Consider the following 15,667-nt stretch of genomic DNA (forward strand, 5'->3'; position numbering starts at 1 on the left):
GGACCGCCCTATCGTACCTCGCCTTGGCCGATGAGCGCGAACGGCCCCCACATCGCGGGATAGGCGTTGCGCGGTGACGAGGTGTCATCGACGTACGTCAACATCGCGCGGCGCAAGGCTTCGGCACGGCCGATTTTTGGTTCGTTCTTGAGCAGTTCGAAAGTCGACGTGGTCAAGCGGGTGGCAGCTTCCGAATCCACCGCCCAATGCGAGACCAGCAGCGCGCGTGCACCCGCGTAGAAGAACGAGCGCGCCAGTCCCGACAGGGCCTCGGCACCGGGCTTGTCGCCGGCGATGGTGTTGCAGGCCGACAGCACGACCCAATCCGCGTTGAGCTTGAGCTGAGCGACTTCACTTGCCGTGAGCAAGCCGTCATCCAGCTCCGTCGGCCGATCGGGAATCGAGAGCGCAAGCGAGGGCTCGCCCAATCCCTTGACATCGCCGGCGACGAGACCGTGGGTGGCAAAGTAGATGATGCTGTATTGAGCAAGCGCTGCACGCTTCAGCGTCGTTTCGCTGGCATCGCGGCCGAGATGGATGTCGGCTTCAGCTGCGCCGACATCCTTTGCCACCGCGTTCAACTCGTCCGCGGTATCCGGCAGTTGCGGCAGCGCCTGCGCAAGCCGCGCGCGATCGACGCCGGCACCGCGCCAAAAATCGCTATAGGCAATTGTTGCAATGTTGCGTGCAGCGACCTTGCCGCTTGCCGCTCGACGATCGGCCGGCCCTTCCAGCGCAGGATTGAACACGGGATCGCCAAAGCCGGTCATCGGCTTCACGCCCTGCTCCCGACGTGCGACGGCACGCAGCGATTTCAGGCTGACCACCGAGGGCAGCACCGACACCGCCTGACGCCGTAACAGCCATGCGGCGCTACGATAGCCTTCGAGCGTGTCCGGGATCGCAGCTTGCGGCGTCTCTGTGACGAGCAGATGAAACGGCAACGCCGTCAGCGCAGCCGACGGCACCACCAGCAGGTTGCGCTTGTCCTTCGTCAGCGCTTCGACCGGGCCGAGCAGCGCGACATAGAGCTCGTTGGCGAGCCCGAGATCGAACAAGCCTGATTTGCCGGAGGCATCGCGCGCCTTGCCGACATCGAGCCCCTTGCGGAAGGCAGTCACCTTCTGCGTCAGCGCGTCCGCGCCGAGCGGAATCTCCTTCCAGTCGACGCCTTCGCGCGTGATCGCGACGGCATAGCTTTGCTTGTCGACGACGGAGTACAGCACCATCGCTTCGTCGGGTGACAGCAAAGGCTGGATATCCTTGACCGCCAGCGGCAGGGGATTGGAGAGCGACGCGTACTCGGGGAACTCGACCGCGAGCGTCTTCTGCAGGCCCGTGCGCTCGTTCGCTATCGCCGCGATCCGCACCCGGCTGCGCTGCTCGGCCGCGACGTCGCGCTGGGCCGATTGCTTCGACACCGCGTCGATGATCGCCTTGTCGAGCGCCTCGGACTCGGCCGCAAGATCCTGGTCCCGGCGCACCAGCTCGGCCAGCCGGTCGCTGCCGGCGGCAAGGCGCACGGCCAGCTTGTTCACGGCGGATGCGGCGGAGGATTGCGTGCCGCGCTGGATCGCGGCGAGCGCCTCGTCCAGCGCCTTGTCGTCAGCCAGCAGATGTTGCTGTCGCGCGGCGAACAGAACCGGCAGCACGACGCGCAGCTGCGCGCGATTGGTCGCAAGCGTCTTTTCCGCGAGCGGCAGCGCGTCGGCGTTCCGCCCGGAGACGTAGAGGAAATAAGCGAGATTGCTGGTCGAGGTCGTAACGTCCGGATGATCGGGACCGAGCGCACGTTCGCGGATCGACAGCGCACGGCGATAGAGCGGCTCCGCATCAGCATAGCGCCGCTGGTGCTCGTAGAGACCGGCGAGATTGTTCAGCGAGCGCGCGACGTCGGGATGGTCCGGTCCCAGCACCTTTTCGCGGATCGCGAGCGAGCGCCTGATCGGCGCCTCGGCCTCCGCATCGCGGTTGAGGTCGCGGTCGAGCTGGCCGAGATTGTTCAGGAGCGTCGCGACCGCCGGATGCTCGGGACCACCGGCCTTCTGGTAGATCGCGAGCGCGCGTTGAAACAACGGCTCGGCTTCGGCCTGACGCTGCTGCTTCACATAGTATGTGGCGAGATTGTTGAGGGACTGACCAACGTCGGGATGCTCGCGCGACAGCGCCTTCTCGCGAACGGCGAGCGCACGCTTGAACAGCGGCTCGGCCTCTGCAAAGCGGCTCTGCCGCTGATAGAGCGCGGCGAGGTTGTTCAGCACCGGTGCGATCTCGACGCTGTCGAGACCGGTCCCCTTCTCCATCAGTGCGATGGCACGCTTGTAGAGCGGCTCGGCCTGGTCGTCGTGGCCCTGGTCGGCGTAGATCTGCGCGAGGTTGCTGAGCGCGCCCGCGAGATCACGATTGTTGGTGGTCTTCTCGAGAGACGCCACCATGGCCTGCGCCAGCGGCAGCGCCTCCGAATATTTGCCGGCGCTTCGGAGTGCGTTGATCCGTGCGCTCTCCGCGGCGAGACCTTTCTGGGCAAAGCAGGGCGTGGCAAGCGATGCGGTGATCGCGAGCGCCAAACCCGCAACCAGCGTCAAACGACGGCGTATCATGAACCCTCTCGCTGCCGACTTCGAACCATTACGGTCTTGGGTCGCAGCGATGGGGGCAGCGTTCAAATCGTTGCGCGCTAGTCCACCTTCGCGCGCGCTTCGCCAGCAAGGCGGACCAGCATCTTGCGCAGCGCCGTGCCGTCAGTCACCCGCTCCGGGAAGTCCAGCCGCAGCGCAGTCTGGCCATCCTGCATGTCGAGGCCCTCGGGGTCGCAGCCGGTGCAGCGCCAGTCGCCCTCCGCCGCGCCGAGGAGTTTTGTTGCATAGAGGCCCATGGCGTCGCGGTGGTCGGCATTCATGTGCGCGACCGCCCCCTCCTCCGCCGCCAGCAGATCCTCGGCACCGGTAAGGTCCGTCAGGAACTGTTCGGGCTTGAGATCGACGATGCGGCCGAAGCCGGCGACCAGATGGGTTCCCGTGGGCCGGATTCTGAAGAACGAGAAATCCTTAAACGAAACAAACGCTTCGGCGGACGGATGGGCATTGAGATACCGCCGCTGGAGCAGATCCTTGTCGGCATCGGCCTGTTCCGCCCGGCCGGACAGCATGATTCGGGCGCCTTCCAGCGGATCGCCGGCCACGCGTTCGTCCAGCATCAGGGAGACCCGGTGATCCGCCAGGATGTTCCTGGTGTGCACGGCCAGGCCCGAGATCAGCAGGATCGGCGAGCCGTCGGGGTGGCTCGCCAGATTGACCAGGGAGCAGTATGGAGCGCCGCTGCCGGCCATCAGCGTTGCCAGCGCCCCCTGGCGCGAGCGCCTGAGCAGCGATTTGGCGAGCTTTCCGGGGTCGAAATCGGGGTCGGGTGCATCGGCTTTCTCGGGTCAGGTGGTTGCAAGAGAGGTCTTTTTTCGGGTAAACGGGGGTCAGGTTATGGGTCGAAACGCGGCGAATCTGCCGCGCTTCGTGGAACTTGGTCACACTTCAGCCCAGCTTGCATTGCTCGGTGACAAGGTTCGACCGCCGACTTCGGCACCCATGTATGCGGCGCATCAGTGGATTGCTCGCCGTTTCAAGCCACGACCCAAACGGAAAGCAGAAAGCAGAGGCTCATGCCCACAATCGCTTTGGTCGACGATGACCGCAACATTCTCACATCCGTCTCGATCGCGCTGGAGGCGGAAGGCTACCGCATCATGACTTACACCGACGGCGCCTCCGCGCTCGACGGTTTCCGCACCACCCAGCCCGATCTTGCCATCCTCGACATCAAGATGCCGCGCATGGACGGCATGGAGACGCTGCGCCGTCTCAGGCAGAAATCCGACCTGCCGGTGATCTTCCTGACCTCCAAGGACGAAGAGATCGACGAACTGTTCGGCCTCAAGATGGGCGCCGACGACTTCATCCGCAAACCGTTCTCGCAGCGCCTGCTGGTCGAGCGCGTCAAGGCCGTGCTGCGCCGCTCGGCGCCGAAGGACCCGACCGTCGCGCCGAAGGAGAACGATGCCAAGGCGCTCGACCGCGGCCTGCTACGCATGGACCCCGAACGGCACACCTGCACCTGGAAGAACGAGCCGGTGACGCTGACCGTCACCGAATTCCTGATCCTCCAGGCGCTGGCGACCCGGCCCGGCGTGGTGAAGAGCCGCAACGCGCTGATGGACGCCGCCTATGACGACCAGGTCTATGTCGACGACCGCACCATCGACAGCCACATCAAGCGGCTGCGCAAGAAGTTCAAGGTGGTCGACAACGAGTTCGAAATGATCGAGACGCTCTACGGCGTCGGCTACCGCTTCAAGGAAGCCTGAGGGGCACGCGCCTTCACGAAAGACTGAGAGCATCGCTGGTCCTCGTTCCATCGGGACCGGGATGGCTCTAGGATGCGGGGACCCTTCGCACGAGATGTCCTAACGCGGGCGTAAGCATTGCTTGACCGAACGCAGCCTGACGAGAACCAGAACGCCGGGGATGTCGCGCCCGACGGCGTTCTTGAGCACGTCGCCGACGACAAGCCGGCCGCGCAAGGCTGGCGGCCGCTGTCCTGGCTGACCCGCGCCGGTCAGTATTTCTTCGCGCTCTCCTTCTCGAGCCTGACCCGCCGCATCGTCTCGCTCAACCTCGCCGGCCTCGTCGCGCTGGTCGCGAGCATTCTCTATCTCTCGCAGTTCCGCGCCGGCCTGATCGACGCGCGTGCGCAGAGCCTACTGGTGCAGGCCGAGATCATCGCCGGTGCCATCGGAGCGTCGGCGACCGTGCAGACCAACGCGATCACGGTCGATCCTGACCGCCTGCTCGATCTGAAACTCGGCGACAGCTACGGTGAATCCGACGATTATTCGGCGCTGAACTTCCCGATCAGCCCGGAGCGCGTCGCACCCGTGCTGCGCACGCTGATCTCGCCGACCAAGACCCGGGCGCGGATATTCGATCCCAACGGGACAGTGCTGCTCGACAGCCGCGACCTCGAGAACGTGCTGATCTTCCCGTTGCCGCCGCCATCGCAGAAGCCCGGCGTGATCGAGCGCGGCCTGACCTCGATACGGCTCTGGATCAACCGCGGTGACCTGCCGCTGTATCGCGAGCTTGGGCGCGAGAACGGCAATGGCTACGCGGAAGTGAGCGACGCGCTCCAGGGCCAGAAGCGTTCGATGGTGCGGGTCAATTCGCGCGGCGAGGTGATCGTCTCCGTCGCAGTCCCCGTGCTGCGCTCGCGCGCCATCCACGGCGCCCTGATGCTGTCGACGCAGGGTGACGACATCGACCAGATGGTCACCGCCGAGCGCCTGGCGATCCTGAAGGTCGGCGGCGTCGCTGCCGCGGTCATGATCATGCTGTCGCTGCTGCTCGCCAGCACGATCGCAGGCCCGGTGCGCCGGCTCGCCGACAGCGCCGAGCGCGTCCGCCGCCGCATCAAGGCCCGCATCGAGATTCCGGACTTCACCCGGCGCCGCGACGAAATCGGCCACCTTTCCGGCGCGCTGCGCGACATGACCAGCGCGCTCTACAGCCGCATCGAGGCGATCGAGATGTTCGCCGCCGATGTCGCGCATGAACTGAAGAACCCGCTGACCTCGCTGCGCTCCGCGGTCGAGACGCTGCCGCTGGCGCGCAACGAGACCAGCCGCGCGCGCCTGCTCGAGGTGATCGAGCATGACGTCAAGCGGCTCGACCGCCTCATCTCCGACATCTCCGACGCCAGCCGCCTCGACGCCGAATTGCAGCGCCAGGATGCGGTCCGGGTCGATCTCCGCCGTCTGCTGACGACGCTGGTATCCGTCGCCAATGAAACCAAGCTCGGCCATGACGTCGCGGTCGAAACGCGCTTCGAGGGCCGCGGCGCGAACGACACGTTCTCCGTGACCGGCCACGATTCGCGGCTCGGGCAGGTGGTCTCCAACCTGCTCTCCAACGCGCAGTCGTTCTCCGAGCCCGGCAGCAAGGTGCGTCTCACCTGCCGCCGCGTCCGCTCCGAGATCGAGATCGTGGTCGACGACGACGGTCCCGGCATCCGCGACGACGCGCTGGAGCGCATCTTCGAGCGCTTCTACACCGACCGTCCGCACCAGGGCTTTGGCCAGAACTCCGGCCTCGGCCTGTCGATCTCCAAGCAGATCGTCGATGCCCATGGCGGACGCATCTGGGCCGAGAACCGCCCGGGCCCGGCGGACGAGGACGGAGCGCCTACGGTTACGGGCGCGCGTTTCGTGGTGAGGCTGCCGGCGCTATGAGCGACGGCGGCCCCAGCGTTCACGCCTCCGCCGTCAAGGTCGGGACTCTGGCGGTGCTGATCCGCGGACCCTCAGGCTCCGGCAAGTCGCGCCTTGCCTTTGATTTGATCATGGCGGGACGCGCCGGCGTGGTCGAAAGGGCCGTTCTGGTCGGCGATGACCGTGTCCATCTGGCGACAGTCGGCGAGGAAATTGAAGTCCGCCCCGCGCCGCTGCTGGCCGGCCTGATCGAGATCCGGGGACTGGGAATCCGCCGCTGCGACTTCGTGGAGCATGCGACCGTCGGCCTCGTGGTCGATCTGGACGCCGACGATGCGGAACGCCTGCCTGCGGCGGAATCGCTGAAAACAAGCATTTTCGGTGTCGAAATACCGCGAATCCCCGTCGGGCGCGACTATTCGCCCCTCCCTTTGGTTGTTGCGGCCTTGACCACTACCAAGAGTTCATCTTCCGTTAACCCTTCAGGCGATTGTTTGAAGGGAAATGGTAACCATATGAACCCCACTATCGCGACCGAATAGACCGGCGCACCTCCCCTCATCCATCCGTCTAGATTCAGGGAGATACGCAACATCCCCTCTTGCGCGGGGGCTCTGGATGGTCAAAGTGGCGCGTTCGTGCGGTGCACCAAAAGCGCCCGCGAGGAGTTTTCCGATGATTGGTCTAGTACTTGTGACCCACGGGCGCCTTGCCGACGAATTCAAGGCAGCGCTTGAGCATGTCATGGGCCCACAAAAGCAAATCGAAGCGATCACGATCGGTGCAGAAGATGATTCCGATCTCTGCCGAAGCGACATCATCGAGGCGGTCAACCGCGTCGATTCCGGCGACGGCGTCGCGATCCTCACCGACATGTTCGGCGGCACGCCGTCCAACCTTGCAATATCCTGCATGAGCCGGCCGAAGGTCGAAGTGCTCGCGGGAATCAACCTTCCCATGCTGGTGAAGCTTGCCAAGGTGCGCGAGGAGCGTCCGCTGCCCGACGCGATCGCGATGGCCCAGGAAGCGGGCCGCAAATACGTCACCATTGCCAGCCGCGTGCTCGCCGGCAAATGAGCGACGACGCGCCGCAAGCCGGGACCGGCGTGCCCGCGGGCGCGATCTCTAAGGAGCTCCTGATCATCAACAAGCGCGGCCTGCATGCGCGGGCCTCCGCGAAGTTCGTCCAGGCGGTGGAGCGCTTCGACGCGCAGGTTTGGGTGACGCGCGGCGGCGAGACCGTCGGCGGCACCTCGATCATGGGCCTGATGATGCTGGCCGCGGGTCCCGGCACGACGATCACGGTCGCCGCCGCCGGCACCGAAGCGGAAGCCGCGCTCGCGGCAATCACCGAGCTCGTTGAAAGCAAGTTCAACGAGGAAGGGATTTAATCCTCGCTCACTTCGCCGGCGGCGCGATGTAGATATTCCAGCTCATCGCCGGGCCGGCCTTGCCGTGGGTGAAGCGGCGCGTCGTCATCACGATGCGCTCGGCGTTCGGCGCGATCTCCGAGACCCATTTCTCGAACGCCGGCAGGCGGCCATCGGTCGGATCGAACACGCCGATGAAGCCATACTTCCTGGCGTCCTCGCGCGACGTCAGCCCGGAATCCCAGGCCTCTAACGGCATCAACGCGGCCGGATGATCGGGGCTGTAGAACACCAGCGGCTGGATCTGTTCCATCGTGCCGGCAACGACGGCCCAGCGCGAGCCGAAGCGGGTGTGCCAGGCCTGGGTCAATTCGCGCGCGAGCTCCGAGCGCGCGCCGTAGATCTGTGCGTTGCCGGCATTGGCCGCCATCTCGCGCGCGGCGATCCAGGGCGAGGCTGCGAGCGTCGCGACGCTGAGCACGAGCCAGATCGCGGCGATATTGAACAGGGCCGCGCTCTGCACCCGCAGCGCCGGAATCGCGACCAGCGCCAAGGGCACCAGGAAGAACAGCGAGATGCCCCAATCGGTCTTCATGTAGATGCTGAAGGCCAGCGCGCCGAGCGGCGGGCCGACCGCGACGATGATCTGGATGATCCAGACGTTCCGCGCCTGCGAGACATTGACGCCGGGATTGGCGCCGCGCCCCCAGGCGCGCGTGACGATGCGTAACGGTGCGCGCAGCAGCAGCGTGAACCAATGCGGCACCAGCGCCATTGCGAGCGCGGCCAGCGCCACCGGCAGCGCCAGCAGCGCCAAATTATGCAGGGCGTAGCCCGCCACGAGCTGATGGACCTGGCGGCTGTCATCGAGGCTGTAGGTATCGCCGGCATAGGTCAGCGGCACGAAATGCACGCCCGCAAGCCAGACGAAATGCGGGATCATCGCCACCACCATCGTCGCGATCGCCACCCACGGCGCCGGCGACAGCAGGAATCGCAGCCGGTCGGGATGGATCAGCGCAGCAAGGCCGATGGCGCCGATCATGGTCAGCACCCAATATTTGGTCATCAGCGCCAGCGCGCCGGCGAGCCCGAGCCAGATGCCGGACTGCCAGGTCCGTTTCTCGAAGGCGTTGAGATAAGCGAGCACCAGCAGCGGCAGCGTGACGAGCTGGAGCAGGTCGGCGTTGTACTTGAAGCCCTTGAAATTGAAGATCGGGTAGAGCGCGATCATCACCACGACCAGGAACGCGCGCCGCGCGTCCACGACGCGCAATGCAAGCAGCCAGCAGATCACCATGCCGACGCCGACGGTCGCCATCGCCAGCGCATAGGTCGCCCAGTCCGCCGCCGGGAACACCCTGAACCAGAGGCCCGCGACCCAGCCCGACAGCGGCGGGTGCTTGCCGTAGCCCCACAGGAATTGCTGGCCCCAGCCATAGGCCTCTGCGACGTCCATGTGAACGTCCTGCGCTGCCTTGAGATTGATCAGGATGAAGGTCCAGATCACCGCATGCAGGATGGCGAGCTGGATCACCAGCCAGAGCCGCGCTTCGGGCCGGATCGCGCAGGCAACCAGCCAGGCCCGGAAGCGGTTAAAGCTCACCCGGGCTTTTGCGCGTGTTCGGGCGGAGGGGATCGAGGTCGTGGACATGAGCCTGGACATGGGCCGTTGCGTAGCGCGTTTTGGGGCCTCGTGGAATCAGCTTGGCGTGAAGAAAGGCCCTGAAAATACAGCAATATGGTTGCCGCACGGGGATGTGAGTGGTATCCCGCGCCCATGACGACCGTCCCCATTTCCAACATCCGCAATTTCTCCATCGTCGCCCATATCGACCATGGCAAGTCGACGCTGGCCGACCGGCTGATCCAGATGACCGGTGGCCTCACCGACCGCGAAATGGCGGGCAAGGAGCAGGTGCTCGATTCCATGGACATCGAGCGCGAGCGCGGCATCACCATCAAGGCGCAGACGGTCCGCCTCGCCTACCGCGCCAAGGACGGCAAGGACTACATCTTCAACCTGATGGACACGCCCGGCCATGTCGACTTCGCCTACGAAGTCTCGCGGTCGCTGGCGGCCTGCGAGGGTTCCCTGCTGGTGGTCGATGCCAGCCAGGGCGTCGAAGCGCAGACGCTTGCCAACGTCTACCAGGCGCTCGACAACAACCACGAGATCGTCCCGGTCCTGAACAAAGTCGACCTTCCCGCGGCCGAACCCGAGAAGATCAAGCAGCAGATCGAGGACGTCATCGGCATCGATGCCTCCGACGCCGTGATGATCTCGGCCAAGACCGGCCTCGGCGTCCCCGACGTGCTGGAAGCCATTGTCACCCGCCTGCCGCCGCCGAAGGGCGACCGCGACGCGACCTTGAAGGCGCTGCTGGTCGACAGCTGGTACGACGTCTATCTCGGCGTGGTCGTGCTGATCCGCGTCGTCGACGGCGTCATGAAGAAGAACCAGCGCATCCGCATGATGGGCACAGGCGCGGCCTATGACGTCGAGCGCGTCGGCTTCTTCACCCCGAAGATGGAGCAGGTCGACGAGCTCGGCCCCGGCGAGATCGGCTTCATCACCGCGGCGATCAAGGAAGTCGCCGACACCCGCGTCGGCGACACCATCACCGACGACAGGAAGCCGGTCACCGAAATGCTGCCGGGCTTCAAGCCGGCGATCCCGGTGGTGTTCTGCGGCCTGTTCCCGGCCGACGCCAATGACTTCGAAACGCTGCGCGGGGCGATGGGCAAGTTGCGCCTCAACGACGCGAGCTTCTCCTACGAGATGGAAACCTCGGCTGCGCTGGGCTTCGGCTTCCGCTGCGGCTTCCTCGGGCTGTTGCACCTCGAGATCATCCAGGAGCGGCTGTCGCGCGAGTTCGACCTCAACCTGATCGCGACCGCGCCAAGCGTGATCTACAAGATGCACCTGACCGACGGCCAGGAGATCTCGATCCACAATCCCGTCGACATGCCCGACGTGGTCAAGATCGCCGATATCGAGGAGCCCTGGATCGAGGCCACCATCCTCACTCCCGACGAATATCTCGGCAGCGTGTTGAAACTGTGCCAGGACCGCCGCGGCGCGCAGAAGGAGCTGACCTATGTCGGCTCGCGCGCCATGGTGAAGTACGACCTGCCGCTCAACGAAGTCGTGTTCGACTTCTACGACCGCCTGAAATCGGTCTCCAAGGGCTACGCCTCGTTCGACTATCACCTGACCGACTACAAGGTGGCCGATCTCGTCAAGATGCAGATCCTGGTCAACAACGAGCCGGTCGACGCGCTGTCGATGCTGGTGCATCGCACCCGCGCGGAGGGGCGCGGCCGCGCCATGGTCGAGAAGATGAAGGAGCTGATCCCGCCGCACATGTTCCAGATCCCGATCCAGGCGGCGATCGGCGGCAAGGTGATCGCCCGCGAGACGGTGCGCGCGCTGCGCAAGGACGTCACCGCGAAGTGCTACGGCGGCGACATCACGCGTAAGCGGAAACTTCTGGAGAAGCAGAAGGAAGGCAAGAAGAAGATGCGGCAGTTCGGCAAGGTCGACATCCCGCAGGAAGCCTTCATTGCCGCCCTGAAGGTCGATAGCTGAGGCGAATGCTCAGGCCGCTCCGGACCTGACTGGATTGGGGCCCGGCCCGACATGTCGGAGGCCGGCAAAACAAAATTCGCGAAAACAACCCCATGCACAGTAGCCGGGCCCTTGTCGGCATTGGGCTTTTTCGATTTTACGAAATCGATTTGACCCGTCGGGCAAAACACCGGCAGAATGTCATCATGGCAGCGGGTGTGCAGCAGGCGTCCATCAGGACGCACCATCTCGACTGCCAACCGATTGGCAACCTCTGAATTCGATATCCAGGCGCCACGCCGGTGACGGCTTGCGTCGGCTACTGGCGCGTCAACCTACCTGCCAAGCACTGCTCCTCGAAGACCGCTTTTGACCCGTGGCGGGGATGCAGGCAGAGCTTACCGTCATAGTGGGCTTCGTTGGGGTCCTGCTCGCTCTGAATGTAAACCTTAGGTGCATTGATAGGTGCAACGCAACGTCGCATAGCAGAGATTACACCGCTGGGATATTCTGGTTTGCCTCGACACGCAGGGAGGCCACCATGCACTTCGGAATCAGAGCCCTGATCGCCGGCCTCGTTCTCTGTCCTTGGCATTTGACCACAGCCATCGGAGCTGACGTCAAACAGGTAAGCGCCAACGGCGCGCAATTTGCCTATATCGAGGCTGGGCAAGGCGATCCCGTTGTTTTGGTGCACGGCGGACTTCAGGATTATCGCTTTTGGAATGCGCATCTTCCCGTGTTCGCGAAAAGCTACCGTGCCATCGCCTATAGCCGGCAGAACCATTTTCCGAACGCAACGAGTGGGGACGGTCTGCCTGATGCGGCGGCAGACGTTCACGGTGAGGATTTGGCCGCCATCCTGGCAGGGCTCGGCGTGAAACGAGCTCACATAGTTGCTCACTCGGCCGGCGCACATGCCGCGCTGTTCTTTGCCTTCAATCATCCTGAGATGGTGCAAACGCTGATCATCAATGAACCCCCGGCTACAGGCTTGCTCGCCGGAACACCCGGAGGCGCGGAGGTCTTGAACGAATGGAACGTTCGATTTGCGTCCACACGGGAGGCATTCCGAAAGGGCGAGATCGATGCCGGGCTGCGGCTCTTCGCCGAAGCCGTCGGCGGGCCCGGCACCTACGACAGGCGGCCCGAGAGTGATCGCAAGATGATGTCCGACAATGCGCTGTCTTCTGTCGCGGACGTGATAGCCACCCGCCCGCGTCCGGTGTTCACCTGTGACATGGCAAAGCGCATCTCGGCGCCGACGCTTGTGACAAATGGTGAGCGCACTCCGGAGTTCTTCCAACGCATCGTGGACGAACTGGAACGATGCCTGCCTCAACGAACTCGAGTTAAAATTCCCGGCTCATCTCACACCGTTCCGGGAGAGGCCCCTAACGCCTACGACGAGGTCGTACTGGCCTTCATCGCGAGCCACTAGCAAGGTGCGGCTGCTCGTTTGCTCACTGAGGATTCTTAGTCTCTGGTAACCGCGCGCTCCACTTCTCTCTTCCGCCCTCGCCGGTATCCACGGGCGATGAAGTGATTGAATCAAGCAGCGCGACTTCCGCTTCTGGCCTGTGTGAGACATCGCGGTGCAGTCTGACGATTTCACAGGGGTAAACCGGAAGAGAGCGGCACGCGGCCATAGTGACGCGATTGACCCAAAGGCGACGTCACTGCTCCGGCACCCCAGCCAAGCTCAGCCCCTCATACAAGTGAGCGCGTCCGGCGAGGTAGATCGGGTTGTCGCTTGGCAGGTGGGAGCGAACGCGGCGTATGGAGAAACTTGGATTGAGGGCAAGTGCCGCCCGCGACGCGCGTTTAGCTTCATCGATCGCACCGAGCCGTGCCAACGCAGCGGCCAACCAAAAATGCGCGAGCGGATGATTTCGATTGGCCTCAATGCTACGGCGTAAGCAAACTGCAGCCTCTCCGTACGCGCCAAGGTGAAACTTGGCCATCCCGACGATCATCAGCCAAATATAGGAACGCGTATCGCGAGGAGACAAACGAAGAGCCTCCTGCACATCGGCCTCCGTCTCCCCTGCACGGCCAATGTACACCTTGGCGAGGCCGATCCAAGCGTGAGCATGGGCCAAATTGCGATCCAGCACCAGGGCCCGTTCGCATTCAGCAATACCCTCAGGTACGCGATTCGTAAGAACCTGGACGACGCCCAATCGCAAGTGCGCCAACGCATGCTGAGGGGCCAGCGACAAAACCTCATTAATAGTCGCCTCAGCCAACGCAAGACGCGGAGCTGGGTCGTCAGTTAACAATGCGGCCGCCGCTGCTTCATCCAGACCTGCGCGGGCGACCAGCGCGTCGATGCAGCCCGGGTCTAACGCCAGAGCTCCTTCGAAAAAGCCGCGCGCCTGCGTCAGGTGCTCTGGCGCAGTCCCTCTGTTCGCGATGGCGACGCCCTGGAAATAAAGATCCATCGCGTCTGGATCTACGGAGCGTTGGGCTCGCCGCGCCTCTGCCGCAATGAGCTCAGCATTTAGCGCACCGGCCAACCGAGCAACGATCTCGTCCTGCATATCGAACAGATCAGCAAGAGGTTTATCAAACCGTTCGGCCCAAAGGTGACTGCCACTTTCGCTGTCGACAAGCTGAGCATTGACCCGAAGCCGATTGCCACTTCGCTGGACAGATCCTTCAAGCACGTAGCGCACGTTCAATTCGCGCCCAATTCTTTTTAAGTCGATCGTTGCACCTTTGTACGTGAATGCGGTGTGTCGGCCGATTACAAATGCGCCGGATATGCGCGACATGTCTGTGGTTAAGGCCTCTGTGACCCCGTCCACAAAATACTCTTGCTCCGGACCACCACCGAGACTGGCAAAAGGCAGCACAACAATGGAAAGACGAGGTGGAGAGGATGAAGGCCGGAGCGCCCGCTGTGCCCACGACGATGTGCTCAGGTCGTCCCAGATTACAGCGTAGGACCGCACAGCGCGATCAATGTTCTTGAGAGGTCGCTCGCCCAGATCGATGAAGTCGACCCCAACTTTGCCGCGGACATAATCGTACGCAGAAGACGAGATACAGATGCCGCCGGGTTGCGCCAAGCTCTCAAGCCGCGCTGCGATGTTGACGCCATCTCCGAAGATGTCATGCGGCTCAACAATTACATCACTAATGTTGATACCAACCCGGAAAGCAATGCGCCGTTCTTCAACGTCATTAGAGGTCAGCTCCTTGACGCGGCTCTGGAACAGCACCGCAGCTCGAACCGCTTCGACGGCGCTCGGAAACTCGGCCAAGAACCCGTCGCCGGTATTCTTGACAATCCGGCCGCTGTGGTCGGTGATTGCTGGATCAACAGCCTCTGCCAATAGCGCTGTCAGTTTGGTGTGCGTCGCCTCTTCGTCATGATGCATGAGCCTCGAATAACCAGCAACGTCGGCGGCCAATATAGCCGCCAACCTGCGCTCGACCCGCCCTAGCCGCTCCTGCGCCATGGTCCGCGATCCGTTTTGAATGCCATTGTACGACGGATCAGATGGAATTCCCAGCCGGACCGATGTCGCCTATTGGCCCATCAGCGAAGTGGCGACACCTTTCATTGAGGTCCGCTTGGTGGGGTAGAGCGGACTGACTTTGCTCACTCTGAGTTCTTCGCATTTTGACCCCAAGCAGACTACCAAGCCCTGTTCATCGAGCGCGCGCTTGTTTCAGAAGGCCTAGCGCCAGGATGAGAAAGACCGGGACGATAACTACAAAGGAAAGAAACGCCGTCATGCTTTTATGCCAAAACAAAAAGCACGTTGCTGCGGCGATGATGGTTATCGATAGGGTCGAGCCAACCAAAGCCAAGGTCCGTTTCGTACGCTTCATAGAGGCCCCAAATACGAAGACACGTGTCAATCGCACTAACAAGCCCTAACGCCAGCCCAATTGCCAGTGCCACAAAGTCCACTCATGGGCGGCGGTCAGGACGGCGCCTGTTGATCCATTGCGGTCTTACAGCGTCAATGTTTATGCGGATTAATAGCGTCACTTCGAGAGCTTCGAGGGGGCGCGGCTGTCTCAGTTGCCGAGCCCACGGCGCACAGCAACAAGCCAGTACGCGCAGCCTGCAACGAGGCCGGCTAACACGTATGACCATATCGTGGTGTCTGGCCATGGAGTGATCAGGCGTTGGCCGAGCCAACCGATTGCCGCGCCGCATACTGCGAATACTGCGACAGACCGCACATGCAGGACTCTGGTTATCCAAATGACAGCAGCGGCAGGAATGGCCGACATCATGGTGATGAAAACCAGATGTACAAGCGCGACAAAGATGCCCGTCGCCAAGCCGGCGGGAGTAAGTCCAATCGGATGAAAAACTCCCGCGATCAGGCCAACGACAAAAAGGGTCAACGTCGCCCCACAACAGCCCGCGAGCCACCCTTTCAAAGCCCGTGTGAGAAATAGGTCGTTCATCGATTTGCAGTGAGTCCAAACGCAGAAGGATCGGGCAGG

10 protein-coding genes and 1 pseudogene are annotated in these 15,667 nt (G+C 63.2%); 7 read left to right on the forward strand and 4 right to left on the reverse strand.

All coding sequences use genetic code 11. The features are described from left to right. Window positions 1–8: 8 nt before the first annotated feature. Both BJ6T_RS41660 and BJ6T_RS41665 read right to left on the reverse strand, forming a co-directional pair. Entirely contained in the window at window positions 9–2,600 is a 2,592-nt protein-coding gene (locus tag BJ6T_RS41660) for a CHAT domain-containing tetratricopeptide repeat protein (protein WP_028170209.1), read from the reverse strand. 77 nt (window positions 2,601–2,677) lie between these two features. Further along, window positions 2,678–3,406 (reverse strand): annotated as a pseudogene (locus BJ6T_RS41665) (HugZ family pyridoxamine 5'-phosphate oxidase); the annotation flags it as partial. 246 nt (window positions 3,407–3,652) lie between these two features. On the opposite strand from BJ6T_RS41665, the gene BJ6T_RS41670 reads away from it, so the two are divergent. The 5 genes from BJ6T_RS41670 to BJ6T_RS41690 all read left to right on the forward strand — a co-directional run bounded on the left by BJ6T_RS41670 (window position 3,653) and on the right by BJ6T_RS41690 (window position 7,644). Further along, entirely contained in the window at window positions 3,653–4,354 is a 702-nt protein-coding gene (locus BJ6T_RS41670) for a response regulator transcription factor (protein ID WP_008542552.1), read from the forward strand. A 117-nt stretch (window positions 4,355–4,471) separates the two neighbouring features. After that, window positions 4,472–6,274: a sensor histidine kinase gene (locus tag BJ6T_RS41675; RefSeq protein WP_014498544.1), complete on the forward strand. Its 1,803-nt coding sequence runs from the start codon at window positions 4,472–4,474 to the stop codon at window positions 6,272–6,274. Beyond that, complete coding sequence (locus BJ6T_RS41680; RefSeq protein WP_014498545.1) at window positions 6,271–6,795, forward strand: HPr kinase/phosphorylase; 525 nt, start codon at window positions 6,271–6,273, stop codon at window positions 6,793–6,795. The genes BJ6T_RS41675 and BJ6T_RS41680 overlap by 4 nt, the downstream gene beginning before the upstream one ends. Window positions 6,796–6,928: 133 nt before the next feature. Further along, the gene (locus tag BJ6T_RS41685; protein WP_007597752.1) at window positions 6,929–7,330 is read left to right on the forward strand and encodes a PTS sugar transporter subunit IIA; all 402 of its coding nucleotides are present in this window, start codon (window positions 6,929–6,931) and stop codon (window positions 7,328–7,330) included. Further along, window positions 7,327–7,644 carry an HPr family phosphocarrier protein gene (locus tag BJ6T_RS41690; protein WP_014498546.1) on the forward strand — a complete coding sequence of 106 codons (318 nt, stop codon included), beginning with the start codon at window positions 7,327–7,329 and terminating at the stop codon, window positions 7,642–7,644. Before BJ6T_RS41685 ends, BJ6T_RS41690 begins: the two co-directional genes overlap by 4 nt. Before the next feature lie 7 nt (window positions 7,645–7,651). Here the strand turns inward: BJ6T_RS41690 and BJ6T_RS41695 are convergent, their stop codons facing one another. Next, window positions 7,652–9,277 carry a glycosyltransferase family 39 protein gene (locus BJ6T_RS41695; protein ID WP_028170211.1) on the reverse strand — a complete coding sequence of 542 codons (1,626 nt, stop codon included), beginning with the start codon at window positions 9,275–9,277 and terminating at the stop codon, window positions 7,652–7,654. Between the two features lie 126 nt (window positions 9,278–9,403). Between BJ6T_RS41695 and lepA the strand changes: the two genes are divergently transcribed. Together lepA and BJ6T_RS41705 are read left to right on the forward strand one after the other, a co-directional pair. After that, window positions 9,404–11,215 carry a translation elongation factor 4 gene (lepA, locus tag BJ6T_RS41700; protein WP_028160588.1) on the forward strand — a complete coding sequence of 604 codons (1,812 nt, stop codon included), beginning with the start codon at window positions 9,404–9,406 and terminating at the stop codon, window positions 11,213–11,215. A gap of 520 nt (window positions 11,216–11,735) precedes the next feature. Then, window positions 11,736–12,635, forward strand: coding sequence for an alpha/beta fold hydrolase (locus BJ6T_RS41705; RefSeq protein WP_014498549.1), 900 nt, complete (start codon window positions 11,736–11,738; stop codon window positions 12,633–12,635). Between the two features lie 235 nt (window positions 12,636–12,870). On the opposite strand, the gene BJ6T_RS41710 is transcribed toward BJ6T_RS41705, so the two are convergent. Continuing rightward, a complete protein-coding gene (locus BJ6T_RS41710; protein WP_014498550.1) occupies window positions 12,871–14,661 on the reverse strand; it encodes an adenylate/guanylate cyclase domain-containing protein in 1,791 nt (596 codons plus the stop codon). Window positions 14,662–15,667: the final 1,006 nt, after the last annotated feature.

Source organism: Bradyrhizobium japonicum USDA 6 (assembly GCF_000284375.1).
In the GTDB taxonomy this organism is placed as follows: Bacteria; Pseudomonadota; Alphaproteobacteria; order Rhizobiales; family Xanthobacteraceae; genus Bradyrhizobium; species Bradyrhizobium japonicum.